The organism is Nonlabens ulvanivorans, from assembly GCF_000732625.1.
Classification (GTDB): Bacteria; Bacteroidota; Bacteroidia; order Flavobacteriales; family Flavobacteriaceae; genus Nonlabens; species Nonlabens ulvanivorans.
The window spans coordinates 18,087-33,509 of sequence record NZ_JPJI01000026.1 but is presented as its reverse complement, the minus strand read 5'-3'; the positions used below and the strand labels follow the sequence as shown (position 1 = coordinate 33,509).

General features: G+C 36.6%; 9 protein-coding genes. 2 read left to right on the top strand and 7 right to left on the bottom strand.

Annotated features, from left to right (window positions below):
• Window positions 1-82 precede the first annotated feature (82 nt).
• The 3 genes from IL45_RS14700 to purL all read right to left on the bottom strand — a co-directional run bounded on the left by IL45_RS14700 (window position 83) and on the right by purL (window position 5,686).
• A complete protein-coding gene (locus IL45_RS14700; RefSeq protein ID WP_170062951.1) occupies window positions 83-832 on the bottom strand; it encodes a DUF6090 family protein in 750 nt (249 codons plus the stop codon).
• Between the two features lie 428 nt (window positions 833-1,260).
• Window positions 1,261-1,857 carry a hypothetical protein gene (locus IL45_RS03935; RefSeq protein ID WP_006796918.1) on the bottom strand — a complete coding sequence of 199 codons (597 nt, stop codon included), beginning with the start codon at window positions 1,855-1,857 and terminating at the stop codon, window positions 1,261-1,263.
• 187 nt (window positions 1,858-2,044) lie between these two features.
• The gene (gene purL, locus IL45_RS03930; protein ID WP_036580610.1) at window positions 2,045-5,686 is read right to left on the bottom strand and encodes a phosphoribosylformylglycinamidine synthase; all 3,642 of its coding nucleotides are present in this window, start codon (window positions 5,684-5,686) and stop codon (window positions 2,045-2,047) included.
• Window positions 5,687-5,824: 138 nt separating this feature from the next.
• Here purL and IL45_RS03925 point away from each other — a divergent pair, with 138 nt between their 5' ends.
• Entirely contained in the window at window positions 5,825-6,844 is a 1,020-nt protein-coding gene (locus IL45_RS03925) for a hypothetical protein (protein WP_036580607.1), read from the top strand.
• An 88-nt stretch (window positions 6,845-6,932) separates the two neighbouring features.
• Here IL45_RS03925 and IL45_RS03920 read toward each other — a convergent pair whose 3' ends face one another.
• Window positions 6,933-8,951, bottom strand: coding sequence for an endonuclease (locus IL45_RS03920; protein WP_036580605.1), 2,019 nt, complete (start codon window positions 8,949-8,951; stop codon window positions 6,933-6,935).
• A gap of 52 nt (window positions 8,952-9,003) precedes the next feature.
• Window positions 9,004-10,212 carry an RsmB/NOP family class I SAM-dependent RNA methyltransferase gene (locus IL45_RS03915; protein ID WP_036580602.1) on the bottom strand — a complete coding sequence of 403 codons (1,209 nt, stop codon included), beginning with the start codon at window positions 10,210-10,212 and terminating at the stop codon, window positions 9,004-9,006.
• A gap of 141 nt (window positions 10,213-10,353) precedes the next feature.
• Between IL45_RS03915 and IL45_RS03910 the strand changes: the two genes are divergently transcribed.
• A complete protein-coding gene (locus tag IL45_RS03910) occupies window positions 10,354-11,430 on the top strand; it encodes a WD40/YVTN/BNR-like repeat-containing protein (RefSeq protein ID WP_036580599.1) in 1,077 nt (358 codons plus the stop codon).
• A gap of 277 nt (window positions 11,431-11,707) precedes the next feature.
• Here IL45_RS03910 and IL45_RS03905 read toward each other — a convergent pair whose 3' ends face one another.
• Together IL45_RS03905 and IL45_RS03900 are read right to left on the bottom strand one after the other, a co-directional pair.
• Entirely contained in the window at window positions 11,708-13,141 is a 1,434-nt protein-coding gene (locus IL45_RS03905) for a DUF6794 domain-containing protein (RefSeq protein WP_036580596.1), read from the bottom strand.
• 70 nt (window positions 13,142-13,211) lie between these two features.
• Window positions 13,212-15,407 (bottom strand): B12-binding domain-containing radical SAM protein, encoded by a 2,196-nt coding sequence (locus IL45_RS03900; protein ID WP_036580594.1) that lies wholly within the window; start codon window positions 15,405-15,407, stop codon window positions 13,212-13,214.
• Window positions 15,408-15,423 lie beyond the last annotated feature (16 nt).

Here is a 15,423-nt window from a genome sequence, read left to right as displayed (position 1 = left end):
GTATGACATTAGCGGTATGTTTCCATTCAAATTTACTAAGGTGCAGCGTTGTTTTTAATCACTGTTCTTTGCTATACTGATATTAGTTTTTAGTATTCAATTCATTATTTATTAATTCTATAATTTCATCTGTATAAGTCAGCATCTTCCTCTGTAGCATGAGTCTATTATTTTCCATTTGACTTCTTATTAAGACAAGGCTCAAAATATTTTGGTTTTCATATAATTTTAAAAGCGCATTATTTTGATATTCTACATCCATATTTTGAGGTTGTTTTAATCCTACTCGCTCTCTGATTTCTGTAGTCAATAATGGTTCGAGTATAGGACTAACTTCAACATGTAGTAAATTCAAAAGACTCATGGAACTTGATTCATCTTCAAAGCCTTGGGATATTTCAGAGTCAAATGCAGCTAACTTGGATTTTAATTCTGAATTTTGAATGAGACTTATATTTCCACTCGCGTTAATGGATTGATAGGCTCCTATGACCGGTTCTGCTTTATAGTAGTTAAGTGGACCATACATTATAAAATAACCTATAGAGTCTCTTTTATAATTTAAATTTTTCTTTTCTAAGCAATCCATAAATGATTGATTAGACTTAATCGTAAATGTTTGTGCTTCTATTGTTTCTTTATACCTAATGGAGTTCTCTTCAAATTCTTTTTTAAGTTCTTTTAGTATGGCAACTTCTTTTTCACGGTCATTGCTGTACTGGTTCCAATTATTAATAGATAATGCAATCAAAATTCCAATCACGACAAGAACAATTTCGCCGATGGCATATTTAAAATACTTTCCGGTTTTACCTTCGGAAAGTAGTTTCAATCTGATTTTTCTAAAGAATTTGATCATTGGTTAGTGGTTGGTCTTCATAAAGGCAACTGGTCTAACGATTGATTTCGCTAGGTAGTTATGTACTAAAGTTAGTAAATAAAAACGAATCTAAAATCTACAAGGATCACCTAAGTAATCTATAACCAATGGATTAATTATAATACCTTAGTCCTTTTCTTAAAAAGTTTACATACCAACTAGAAAGAATTAAAGTGAGCATTCATCTATGGCTATAGCTTTATTGACTTATCCATATACAGAAATACAGGTTTCTGTTTTACTTCAATCCTTCACTAACAAGACATAAAAAAAGGCTCTTGAATCAAGGAATCGATTCTATGAGCCTAGGTTAAGATTGTATCAAATTGGCGAAGTGGTAGTAATCGTTTTACCTCAGTTTTTTGAAGGATCTATAGTTTTCATATAATCGTCAATTTTTTTTCTTTGACTATTTCGTAAGCGATCGTCATAGAATCTATTCCTTCATTCCATGTTGGAAATTGATTGTTAAAATGTTTTACCATATTAATAAACCTTCTTCCTTGATGTAATTTATTTGTTTCGTCTTTATTTAAGTTTTTGAATTTAGTCAATTTATTAATCACTTCATTTAAGTTTTCTCTCGGTTCAATCAGGTTATGATTGTTAGCGTGCATTCTTAGGCTTATTTCAAACAATGCAGCAATTCCGTATATCGAATCCGGAATATCAGTATCAGTTATTTTTCCGTACTCTTTGTAGCAATCTATATAAAATTTTTGGAGAGATGGATTAGCATTAAATAATCCCAAAAAATCAAAGTCATCATTTCTTGCGATGTTGTCGGATGTAATTTTCCCTTTATTATAAACTACTGAATGAGGTATTTCTCCTTTTACAGAATTGATGAATTCAAAATAATTTCCGTGTCTAATCATTTTAAATTCAGGGTTAAACTTGTCAATTTTCACGTTAGATTTTAAGACTTTCAGCATATAACCAACTGCAGTGGCAAAGGGTATAATTAATTCTTTCATTCTGATTGGATTCGAAAATTACAAGTCATTAACTAATAATAAGGCTTCTATGCTTGTTCTTTGTTGTTCATTCATAAATGTTCGCTAACTTATTATATCGAATTAAATATACTCTTTATCCCATATAGATATTCGGATAAGCCCTTACTTAAAAGCGACTTATCCGTTTCTCACAAAGCTTAAAATATTACTTGCGCTCTAACCAAACACGAGCATTCACAAATGCTTCTAGCCATGGCGTTACTTCGTCATTTTTGCGGTCTGTAGGGTAGTGTGCCCAGTTCCATGAGAATGTAGATCGTTCTAAGTGTGGCATCATTACTAGGTGACGTCCATCTTCACTGTTCAACATCGCAGCGTTATAGTCAGATCCATTAGGATTTGCTGGATAACTGTCATAACCATAAGTCGCTGGGATTTGATAAGCACTGCGGTCTTTAGGTAAATGGAATTTTCCTTCTCCATGTGCCGCCCATATTCCTAGTTTGCTACCTTCTAGAGATTGTAACATAATAGAATTGTTTTTGGCAATTTCTACACTGGTGAAATTACATTCAAACTTACCACTAGCGTTGTGCAACATCTTAGGCTTTTCGTCATGGTCTGGATTGATTAATCCTAGCTCTACAAAGAGTTGGCAACCGTTACAAACACCTATACTCATCGTGTCTGGTCTTGCAAAAAAGTTCTTTAATGCTGTGTTAGCTTTCTCGTTGTATAAGAAAGCACCAGCCCAACCTTTGGCACTTCCCAATACATCACTGTTTGAGAATCCACCTACTGCGGCTATAAACTGTACATCTTCTAGTGTCTCACGTCCAGCAATTAAGTCGGTCATGTGTACATCGATTACTTCAAATCCTGCGAGGTACATGGCGCGTGCCATTTCTCTTTCAGAATTACTTCCTTTTTCACGTATTACCGCTGCTTTGATGCGTTTTTGAGGCAATTCCGGCAGTTTTCCTGTAAAATGCGCTGGAAAGTTGAATTCTAGTGGTTGCTCTACATAGTTCACCGCACGCTCATCGGCCATGCCATTAAACGATTGTTGTTGATCTAGCAGTCGTGAGGTTTCATACCACACATCACGCATGTCATCTACATCAATGATATGATCGTTAATGTCTAGTACAGCCTCATCAATCGCGTGACCTATTTTATAGAAAGGTACTTCGGCTTTTAACAGCTCGCTTTCCACACTTTCATCGGTTACTTGTAATACGATCCCTGCGTTTTCTGCAAAAAGGACTTTTACCATATCATGGCCTACACCGCTCAGGTCCAGATCCATTCCTACTCCTAGTGATGGGAAACACATCTCTAGTAATGTGGTGATCAATCCACCACTAGCAACATCGTGTCCTGCGAGCACTTTGCCTTGTTTTATTAAATTTTGTATTGCGGTAAACGCTTTCGCGAAAGCGTCACTATTCACAATCGTAGGGCATTCATCACCTATCGTGTTGCGCGTTTGTGCAAAACTAGATCCACCTAACTTATGGTCATCGCCACTCATGTTGATGTAATAGATAGGTGCGTTTTCATCACGTTGTAGTACAGGTTCAACGACTTTAGAAATATCATCACAAGACCCAACGGTACTGATAATCACCGTTCCTGGAGCAAGCACATCCATATCTGGATATTTTTGCTTCATAGAAAGACTGTCTTTACCAGTAGGAATGTTGATTCCTAATTCAATGGCAAAATCACTAACGGCTTTTACAGCGCTGTATAAACGGGCATCTTCACCAGGATTGTTACATGGCCACATCCAGTTAGCACTTAGACTCACGCCTTTTAGGCCTTTTTCTAATGGCGCAAATACTAGATTGGTAAGCGACTCTGCAATGGCATTGCGAGAACCTGCAGCTGGATCGATTAATGCGGCAACTGGTGCGTGACCTATCGTGGTCGCCACTCCATTTTTACCATTATAATCCATCGCCATAACACCGACGTTATTTAGTGGTAATTGTAGTTCTCCACAAGTTTGTTGTTTGGCCACACGACCAGTCACACAGCGATCTACTTTATTAGTCAACCAGTCTTTACAGGCAACTGCTTCTAGTTGTAATACCTGATAGAGGTAAAGGTTAAAGTCTTTACCATCATAAGTTACTGGTGCATAGGTACGTTTGATGGTTTTATCATCCATAATGGTTTTAGGACTAGACCCGAACATGTCTTCTAGTGCCAGATCCATAGGACTGCGACCATCTTTTTCACTAAAGGTGAATTTATTATCTCCTGTAACTTTACCTACTTTATATAATGGTGCACGCTCGCGAGCAGCAATTTCTTCTAGTACAGGTGTGTCTTTTGTATCCATCACTAATCCCATACGTTCTTGAGACTCGTTACCGATTAACTCTTTGCGAGATAGTGTCGGATCACCTACCGGTAAGGCATCTACATCGATGACACCACCAGTTTCTTCTACCAGTTCTGACAGACAGTTTAAGTGTCCACCTGCACCATGATCGTGAATCGATTTAATAGGATTGTTATCACTTTCTACCAGTCCACGTATCGCATTTGCAGCACGTTTTTGCATTTCTGGATTAGAGCGTTGCACGGCATTTAATTCTAGACCAGAATCTAGTGCACCAGTGTCTGCACTACTTACGGCAGCGCCACCCATTCCTATTCTATAATTATCTCCACCCATTACGATGATGTCATCGCCTGCGTCTGGAGTTTTCTTTAAGGCTTGTTCTTTCTTTCCATAACCTATACCACCAGCTTGCATGATGACTTTATCAAAACCTAAGTTTTGATCACCTTCTTGATGTTCAAATGTCAATACAGAACCTGTGATTAACGGTTGGCCAAATTTGTTACCGAAATCACTCGCACCATTTGATGCTTTGATTAAGATATCCATAGGTGTTTGATACAACCACTTGCGTACTTCAAAGCCGTTTTCCCATGGTCGTTCTTCATTTAATCTCGAGTAACTGGTCATATAAACCGCTGTTCCTGCAAGTGGTAAAGAACCTTGTCCACCAGCAAGACGATCACGTATTTCTCCACCAGAACCGGTTGCAGCACCATTGAAAGGCTCTACAGTAGTAGGGAAGTTGTGTGTTTCTGCTTTTAATGATATTACCGAATCAAAAAGACTGGTCTGATAAACGTCTGGTTTATTTGCTGTTTTAGGAGCAAACTGTTCAGCTTGTGGACCTTCTACAAAGGCTACGTTATCAGAGTAAGCACTCACGATACCATTAGGCCAGCGTTTTGAAGTCTCTTTAATCAATTTGAATAGGGAAGTAGGCATCTCTTCTCCATCGATAATAAAAGTACCGTTGAATATTTTATGACGACAGTGCTCACTATTTACTTGAGAGAAGCCAAAAACTTCACTGTCTGTAAGCTTACGATCTAGTTTTTCAGAAAGCTGGATCAGGTAATCAATTTCATCATCGCTTAGCGACAATCCTTCTTGCATGTTATAAGCAGCGATATCATCTATCTCTAAAACACCATCTGCAGTTACATTAATATCAAATTGTGACTGGTTAAGACCGTCAAATTTTTGCAATAACATTTTATCATACGGTGAGCTTTCCTCACAAGTATGGAATTGTTCTATTCTTAGAATTCCTTTAATTTCCATGTTTTGGGTGATTTCTACAGCATTTGTAGACCATGGAGTAATGGTGGTTGCACGTGGTCCGGTAAAGAATCCCGATAAAGCATCGGCTTCTAGTTTTGGAGCATCGGCAAAAAGCCATTGTAATTTTTGATCATCCTCTGCAGAGATCGGTGCTTGGGTTTGTACTGCGTAAACTGACTTGGACGGATTTCCGTAAAAATGAATCATTATGAGCGCTTTTATGGGCTATTGCAAAGATACTTTTTTAGGACTTTATTTTTAGGGTTTCCGCTTTCGCGAAAGCGTAATTATTAACGACTTGTTTACAATACAGTAATCTGTTTTATTTAAATATCTTTGACCGCTATGAGGCTACTGAAACTGTACAATGTTTTCTGTTTATTATTAACCATTTCCCTATTAACCAGTTGTGGTTATAGCACTACAGAAGATGATAAATATCCCGATATGGCTGAATTTCCTGAAGTTGACGGAACAGGAATTGAACTAGAGAAATATCACATTAATTTTGAAGAAGTATATGTCATAGGTGATGATCTATTGGGAATTTCATTTAAAGAAAAAGAGATTTATGCAGTACGAATGGACCAGTCATTTGACAAACTGGATTCTGTAAAAATCAGCGAGTATTACTACGTATCACCAGACGGATTTGTTTATTTTAAAAAAGAAGATGATAGAATTGCTAAAGTGCACTATCTAGAAAAAAGGTTTCAAGATCTAGTAGTTCATCCTTTTTTTAAAGAAAGGTTTTATGAGTCAAAGCTAGCAGAACTAGCACCGCAATATGATTTTGAAGTGATGGAAAGAGCTACTGAAAAAGGTAAAGATTCTGTTAGAGAAATCGCTGCCCAGCACCATTATGACCAGATTAAAAATCGAGTAATTCCTGATATAACAGGCTATCACACATTGGATAATGATGCTTACTTAAGTAACGGCTATGTAAAACTAGGTGGCTTAATTATTCAAACGCAGGATGGTGATTTTTATATTCCTAAAGATATCAAAGCGCATCGATGGCATGATGAATTTAAATCAAGAATAGACTGGTTTAGATTGCTTGAAGATATTGATCAATTACCAGCGGTTGAAAAGTTCAGTACTTCTAACCACACATCTGTAGATCATTTAACGATGTTTGATCAAGCGGTTATAGAAAATAGAGGCTCCGGTAATCATTATGTTTTTGGTTTTTATCCGGTAACCTATGATTATTATACTCTTGAATTCAACGGCAAAACGGCAAAGTTTAAATCCTATGATAGTGTGATGAGCGCATTTCATAGTCCAGATGGTCGCACGGTGATTATATATGATAAACAAAATGGCTGGTATCGTGTGAGACCATTGTTATATCAATGATAATTTAAGACGTGTATCACGATCAGTTTATCCATAAAAAAAGAGCCTTGAAAAAAGGCTCTTTTTTTATGAGGTATGTGAATTGCAATTACCTTACGATAACTTTAAAGGTTTTGCTTTGTCCTTGAGACATTACGTTCACAAAATAGATACCTGTATGATTGATAATTAAACCATCATTATTGGAATAGTTGCTTTTAATTCTTCTTCCTGAAACGTCATAAACGGTTACATCTTCTATCAACTCATCATTATTAAAACGAAAGACACCATTGGATGGATTAGGATATATAGTTAAGTTGATGAATGCATTATCCTCTAAACTAGCAGTACTTCCATAGGTGTGAGTACCTAAATCGCTAGAAGTATCTTGTGTGAAAACATCCCATTCGCCTACTTTATCAAATACGGTATTAGGACCAGTCACACTAGCTTTGCGCACTAGAGTTTGGTCTTTTTCAGAGTCGGCACTGCTATTAGGATCTCCAACTACATCTAGTAATACTCCAGCTCTAAACAATCCTACGGCATCGTTACCATTAAAGTTTATAGGAGCGCTACTTGTATTATCATCTGCTTGAACTACAGGTACACTCAACATTGCTCCACTGTTTATAATTAAATAAACATCTCGATCAGCCAGTGTGCCCATTAATGCTCTAGGACTAGCCCAGCTACCACTACCATTAGTGCTTATTTGCAAGGTGTAATTAGATAAATCTACAGACGCACCTGTAAAGTTTGCGATTTCAATAGCTTTATTGTTACCACTACCTTCTATATATTCTGATATGAACAAGTCACCAGCAACACCAGAACCACCATTAGGGTAGGTCACGATGGTAAAATCATCTGGTAGATTATCACCGTCAGAATCGTTATTCGTAAAGTTGTTAGGATCATCACTTGCTACATTCAAAGTACCGTTAGTACCCGTGGCGTTATAATCTGCGGCAAGTAATAATTGATTAGTGATACAACCACAACTATTGGTAGCATCTGCAGCCGTTAATATATAGGTAAATGTACCAAATGGATTGTTTAAAGATTGTCCAGCCGCAAGACTAGCCACTTGATTACCAGGATTAAATGTTCCTAGTGGCGACGTAGCTCTTAAATTATAAAGTGTTGTTGTACCAATGTTTGCGATATCATAAGTATATTGAATTTCATCACCAGCATCAACAATAGAATTTCCATTGATGTCCACATAAGTACCAGATAGAGTAGGGAATAAAGTTCCGCTACCAGAACCACCAGTTCCACTCCATATCATTGCTACATATTGTGGATTATCTATATAAGGATTTCTATTACCTTGAAAATTATAAATCTCATTATTACGTTCCACCTCACGTGGACTAACAGGATCTTGTGCATGCCAGATCAACATTTGATCGATAAACCATTGTTCGTACCAGCGATTTTGTGACCCATCACGTGGATCATAGTTCGAGGCATTAGGATTATCCCATGAAGAATCATTGTAGTTATCTTCATAACGAGTGGCAAAGTATAACATCATACGAGCCACATCGCCTTTAAATTCATCAATAGGTTCAAAAACTCGATCGGTATAACCTGGTGATATGGAATTTCCCCATTTACTACCGTTAGCATAAGTAGTTTGAGCCGTTCCTACTTCTCCAAAAGGGTAATTAGCACGTCCATTATTTACAAAACCATCTGTAGGAATCACATGGTGCGCATCATGACGTGGAGTAGGATTTGCAGAGCTATTAAAAAATCCTTGCGGAAAAATATGTTCTCTGTTATAACATAATCCTTCTTGTGTAATACTAACACCGCTACAGTCCTGTGTCAATCCAAAGTTATAAGAGTCTGCACCTGCAGGATTTTCAGAATAAATATCTAGAATGGTATTGGTTTGTGTCCCGTTATCATAGTAATCGTCATTATCTGATGTTGCATATAAAGTATATAGTGCATCATAACTTTGAGGATTATGACCGGCAGTAATAATATTTTTTAATTCTGTCTTAAGCGGATAACCGGTTAACCCATTTGCAGTGTTATAATAGCCAGTAGGAATCTGTCCTAAAGCCGTAAAGCTTATAAATAGGATAAAGAAAACAAAGTTTTTCATATAATAGGGATTATAGTAGCGTTGTGACGATACTTTATAATTGTCGTAATTATTATTTTTTCTTCATCAATGCCATGTAGAAACCGTCAAAACCATCTCTATGAGCTAGTAATGATTGCTCTTCTACTAATTCAAACGTTGCACCAGCTTCAGATTTTAAAAATTCTTGAACTTGATTTTCATTTTCTGATGCAAGAATAGAACAAGTGGCATATACCATCATACCATCTGGCTTAACCACTGTACTGTATCGTTGTAAGATGTCTTGTTGTGTTGCTCTTATCTCATCTATAAACTCAGGTTGTAATTTCCATTTTGCATCCGGATTACGACGTAAAACACCGAGACCACTGCATGGTGCGTCTATAAGTAAACGATCCATTTTACCGGCTAGTTTCTTAATGACTTTAGTAGAATCTATCAGACGAGTTTCTATATTATGTGCACCTGCACGACGTGCGCGACGCTTCAGCTCGTTTAATTTGCTTTTGTAAATATCTGTCGCAATGATCTGGCCTTTATTTTCCATTAATGCTGCGAGATGCAATGCTTTACCACCAGCACCTGCACAGGCATCCATGACGCGCATTCCAGGTTCTACTTGTAAAAATGGGGCGATGGTTTGTGATCCAGCATCTTGCACTTCAAAAAGTCCATCTTTAAAAGCCTGCGTCATAAAAACGTTTGCTCTTTCCTTAAGGATTAACGCTTCTGGAAAGCGGTCTTGCTGACTTACAGCAATTTCTTCTGACTGAAGTTTTTCTTTAAGCTCTGCAGGAGTCGTCTTTAAGCTATTAGCTCTTAAGACCACATCTGCCTGTTTATTTAATGCACTAGCTTCTTTTTCCCAGATACCACCCAATTCTTTAAGGGCTAGCTCATCCATCCAGTCTGGTAAAGACTCTCTGAAAACACGATTTTTACTTAACTCATCAAATCGACCTTTAATACGTCGTTCAGGAGTATTGTAATATTCTTCCCATGCAGGCACAGCATGACCTTTAAGAACAATCCATACGGCAGTCATGCGCCATAGGTCGACAGGTTTAAAAGGTTCGTGTACATTGGCAATCTCTGCATACAACCTTTTATATCTTACGATATCATAGGTGGTTTCTGCAATAAAACCTCTGTCACGAGAACCCCAACGAGTATCACGTTTTAATATTTTTTGAATCGCTTGATCTGCATATTTACCATCGTTAAAAATGTTATGCAATGCGTCTACGGTAGCCTGAACTAAATTATGATGAAATCTCATTTTGCAAAAATACGTTTATTGCTGCTCATCTTTAAAAAATGAGAGCTCCTTTTTTAGTAGATGAAGCTGTTTTGGGATATGCTTTCGCGAAAGCGTGTAATTAAATCGTCAAATCTTTAAAAAGGTCATTATTTTTGTAACATGAAAAAAATAATTTATATCCTTGCTGCTATAGCGGTGTTATCGTGTAAAGAGTCTGAAAATAAGACTCTTGAAAAAGAGGTGGTTCAAGTTGTAGCTCAAGATGCTACTATTGAGATCACACCAATATTAACTGATTCTATAAGTGTTAGAGCGCTAGATTATGGTAATGGAAATTACTGGTATGCAGGTAGTAAAGGTAGTTATGGTAGTATTGATGTGACTACTGGATCACCTACACGTGGGCTTATTAAACTTAATGAAGATGAGGATGTTGAGTTTAGATCTATAGCGACTACTTCTAATTACACTTATATATTAACGGCTGGTAATCCTGCGCTTATTTATAAAATAGCGCACAAGGATGGCGCTGTAGAACATGTTTATACAGAAGTAGAAGAACGTGTCTTTTATGATTCTATGAAATTTTGGAACGATGATGAAGGAATTGCAATGGGTGATCCCATGGGTGGATGTTTCTCTATTATCAAGACTTATGATGGTGGTAAAACATGGGGAAAACTTCAATGTACAGAATTACCAGATTTTGTTCCAGGTGAGGCGGCGTTTGCGGCGAGTAATTCCAATATTAAAATCTTAGGTGATCAGGTATGGTTAGTGACCGGTGGTGCGATGGCACGCGTTATTTATAGCGATAATAGAGGTTCTAACTGGCAAATTTTTAATACTCCTATTATTGCTGGTGGAGAAATGACTGGAATTTATGCTGTAGATTTTTATGATGAGGATCTAGGTGTTATCATAGGTGGCGATTGGAATAAGAAAGAAGATAATAAGTATAACAAAGCAATAACTCGCAATGGAGGTAAATCATGGAATCTCCTTTCTAATGATGCAGGACCAGGATATTGCAGTGATATCATCTTTATTCCAGATACCAATGGCCAGGAATTACTTGCAGTAGGTTCTCCAGGGATATGGTGGAGTGGTAATCAAGGTAAGGATTGGAAACAATTATCTGATAAAGGATTTTATACGGTTAAAATGATAGATTCGATGAACGGCTATCTTGCAGGTAATAATCGTATCTCAAGTTTTAAAATCGATAGAAAGTAAGGATGAAAGTCGTTAATCTATGTTAAAGTGCAAAGTGTTAATCGATGAAATGCATTTTTAATATTTTAATAATAAACTGTGAGTCAGTGAACTAGCTTTTTATCGATATTTTTATCGTTAAAAAACATGGTTTAAATACAGAATACTTAAACACAGCTGTATATTTGACACGGTTTAAGTAAATAAGCAAAGTCTTTGAAATACAAACGTTGTTTATTAAAATAAAGCGGTGGAGATCGCTTAGAAAGAGAGGAGGAGTCCTCTCTTTTTTTTTGCTCTAAATTCTAGGATGGGTTCTTTCCCAGTTTCTTGCGACCTGAGATTCCTTTTTTAAGTATTTGATATATTGTGCTACGATAATAGCTGAGATCTTTTTAGGATCGAATAAATTACGTTCATTGAAGTAAGTCTGTAATCTAGATCCATCAATGATTCCCCAATTGGTTCTGATCCATATACCCAATCCGCCTGTGTCAGAATTATACTTATCGGGTTGATTTTCTAGAGACACAAGAATTTTGCGTTCTTTTTCAGGCATGATTTTATCTAATTGAAGAAAAGATTCTTCTAGAGATCTAGGAATAAAAAAGCCGTTGATAGTGTCTAATCGTTCTCTTCTTATTCTTTCTTGTTTTAAAGCTTTATCATGAGCTATCTTTTCATCTCGAGCAACATTATCGTTAGGATTGCGATAACTCATTGCATAATAGTTGAAGTACTGCTTAGGTAATACATTATCAATAGTGGCTGGATCAAAATTGATGTCATCTATGTATTTTACAAGATCTTCCTTGTCAAATTTTGCGTCTATATTCAAAGAAGTGAGTTCCAAAAAGCCAAAACGAGTCATGTATCCAGACATGGAAATGTTATAGAGTTGAAACTCTTTTGCCGCGTTTTTATTATTTTTAGAAACAGACTTTAAATTGTATCTTTTTTCTAAAAGGCGATTTAATGTTTCACCAGATTTTTTTTCAGTGAATTGATCGATGGTCATTCTTGTTTTAGGCACATTAAGAATGACTGTTTTTGGACTAGGAAAGTCTTTAATAAACGGATAGAGTTTCTCAAAGTCTACATTTTTTTCTAACACTAAATCGTCAGTATGAAAAACACTTATTTTCTTCTGGCCACTAACGGTATATATGATGTTGTCTTTTATCACCAGCATTTTGTTATGCAACCATTCTTCATCTTCATCCATACTACGCAAGACTTTTTTATAGTCTGCTTTACCATAATCGCTTCGCTTGTAATCGATAACTGCATCATAATTATTATACAATACCGTACAATCATTTTCTTTGCTGCTACATGCTGCATATTGCTCCGTGGTAAAACTACCGAAGAGTAAACCTTCTTTATAAACTACCACATTGTCAAATTCTTTCTCGGGTCTATATTTTTTGTTGTGGTAATAGACAACAATTTTCCCATCATTAGACAGCACGATACGTGTACTGTTGTCTAATAACATGTCAAAAGATCTCGGTATTTGATACATCAATTGATCACCATCATACACATAAGAAACACCATCTATATTTCCAGGTGTATTATCAAATGCAATAGATTTTATTTTATAAGAACCGTTTTCAGAAAAGGTCTCAGATACTGGTATGCTATTGAGTCCGTCTTGCGCGGTAGCTATTGATGTCCCTAACAACAACAGCATAAGTACGATGTACTTATAATTAAATGCTCTTTTCATGTTCACAAAGTAAGCATAAAACTACTTTGATGTCAATATTTTATAGGGTCAAAACTTTGAAGTGAGTGTTTTATAAGATTAAAAACCCATTTGCTTTAAGTTCTTCCATAGGTTCTGAAAACCAAAACGTTTCAAATTGTTCCCATTGAGACTCATAACTGTTCTTCATACTACCATAAGTCGTTATTGTGCTGGCTTCTGGTGTAGACTTCTCTAATTGCTCTATCAACCAATCAGCCTTAGATTCTTCTAGCTCAATTTCAAACCAATCAGTTGCTTGGTGAAATTGAAGTTTTAAAGAGCTGATTTCTTTACCCTTTTTATGAATTGTAGAAGTAGCAACAAGTGGAGCATTTCCCAGCCATACCATTTTATGATTTGATTTAGGAGCTTTATAGGTCTCTTGATTTAGGCAGTCTTCTATATAATGAGGATCAATTTGACTTTGAGGGACTTTAAAGTCAAACCAGTCTTGTAAATCAAGCTCAAAACCTATTCCGTGCATATAATTGAATAAAGATTTCTTCAATCCATAACTAAACTGCTCGTGATCTACTCCAGTAGGATCATCAAACTGTACATCATTATTAGCAAATGATATAGGATTGAGCTGTGGAGTAATACCAAATTCCTCAGGATTCAGACCTATAGGACTATGTGCTGTAAGCGCAAATTGATGCCAGAATCCACTTTGTATTATTCCTAATTCAAATAGTTGTCGCACCATTTCCAGACTGTCCACGGTTTCTTGAACCGTTTGAGTAGGATAACCGTACATTAAGTAAGCGTGTACCATGATACCAGACTCGGTTAAGTTTCTGGTGACTTGGGCTACTTGAGCAACGGTAACTCCTTTGTCAATTAATTTCAGTAAACGATCTGATGCTACTTCTAGTCCACCAGAAACGGCTATACAACCACTAGCTTTTAATAAGTGACATAAATCTTGAGTAAAGTTCTTTTCAAATCTGATATTGGTCCACCACGTGACGGATAGTTTTCTTTTTAAAATCTCTAGTGCTACAGCGCGCATTAATGCAGGTGGCGCTGCCTCATCTACAAAGTGAAAACCGCTTTCTCCAGTTTGAGCAATCAATTGCTCCATGCGATCTACTAAGATTCCAGCAGCAACTGGTTCATAGAGTTTGATATAATCTAGTGAGACATCGCAAAAAGTACATTTTCCCCAATAGCAGCCATGAGCCATAGTCAGTTTATTCCAGCGTCCATCGCTCCATAAACTATGCATAGGATTTGCAATTTCTATGACAGATATATACTCATCCAGTAGTAAACCACTATAATCTGGTGTGCCAACTTGACTTTGTTTGTAATCGCTAGCCGTGCTGTTGTTTTTATAAACCACCTTATTGTTTTCTAAAATAAAGGTGCGTTTAAAAACGCGTTGTTTTTCACAATTTAAAACATCGTTTACTATTAATTCTAATGGCAATTCTCCATCATCGAGTGCGATGTAATCTATGAAATCAAACACGCGCACATCAGTAACAGAGCGCAATTCGGTATTAGCAAATCCACCGCCAAAAGCAATTTTAATCTTCGGATAATGCTTCTTGATAAACTGACCACATCTCAGAGAACTATATAAATTTCCAGGAAATGGTACGGATAAACAAACCAGTTTTGGTTGTACTTCTTGAATTCTTTTTTCTAGAATATCTATAGTGATTTGATCAATAGGAGTAAGGTCGCTCTCGAGATGTTCATAGATCTCGTCAAAGCTATTGGCACTCATTCCTAAACGTTCTGCATAGCGGCTGAAACCAAAATTTTCATCCACACATTCTTTGATGAAATCTGATAGGTCTTCTAAATATAAAGTAGCGAGATGCTTGGCTTTATCTTGCATTCCCATATTCCCAAAAGCCCATTCCATATCATCCAGTTGTTCAAATCGAGATGCTCTAGGTAAGTAATTATGGGTGCAAATTTGTCTTGCAAGCGTTTCATTATGACCTTGTAAAAAGGAAATTATAGGTTCCAGTACTTGTAAATACTGATCTTGTAAGGCGTAAATACGTTGACTGTTTGAAGATATAATACGTTCATTATCAAATGCTTTTTCAAACATAGATTCCATACCATCTTTTGAAAATAAAGCAAGAATTACCTCTATACCTAAATCCATCTGGAATGCACTGACATCTTTGGTATTCAAGAAACCTTTGATATAAGCCGTCGCTGGATACGGTGTATTCAATTGGGTAAACGGTGGTGTGATAAGCAGTAGATCTCTTTGTTCCATAAAGCAGGTTACAAAA

Coding starts and splice junctions, on each gene's coding strand:
- IL45_RS03935 (WP_006796918.1), bottom strand. CDS start 1,857: ATGAAAGAATTAATTATACCCTTTGCCACTGCAGTTGGTTATATGCTG.
- purL (WP_036580610.1), bottom strand. CDS start 5,686: ATGATTCATTTTTACGGAAATCCGTCCAAGTCAGTTTACGCAGTACAA.
- IL45_RS03925 (WP_036580607.1), top strand. CDS start 5,825: ATGAGGCTACTGAAACTGTACAATGTTTTCTGTTTATTATTAACCATT.
- IL45_RS03920 (WP_036580605.1), bottom strand. CDS start 8,951: ATGAAAAACTTTGTTTTCTTTATCCTATTTATAAGCTTTACGGCTTTA.
- IL45_RS03915 (WP_036580602.1), bottom strand. CDS start 10,212: ATGAGATTTCATCATAATTTAGTTCAGGCTACCGTAGACGCATTGCAT.
- IL45_RS03910 (WP_036580599.1), top strand. CDS start 10,354: ATGAAAAAAATAATTTATATCCTTGCTGCTATAGCGGTGTTATCGTGT.
- IL45_RS03905 (WP_036580596.1), bottom strand. CDS start 13,141: ATGAAAAGAGCATTTAATTATAAGTACATCGTACTTATGCTGTTGTTG.
- IL45_RS03900 (WP_036580594.1), bottom strand. CDS start 15,407: ATGGAACAAAGAGATCTACTGCTTATCACACCACCGTTTACCCAATTG.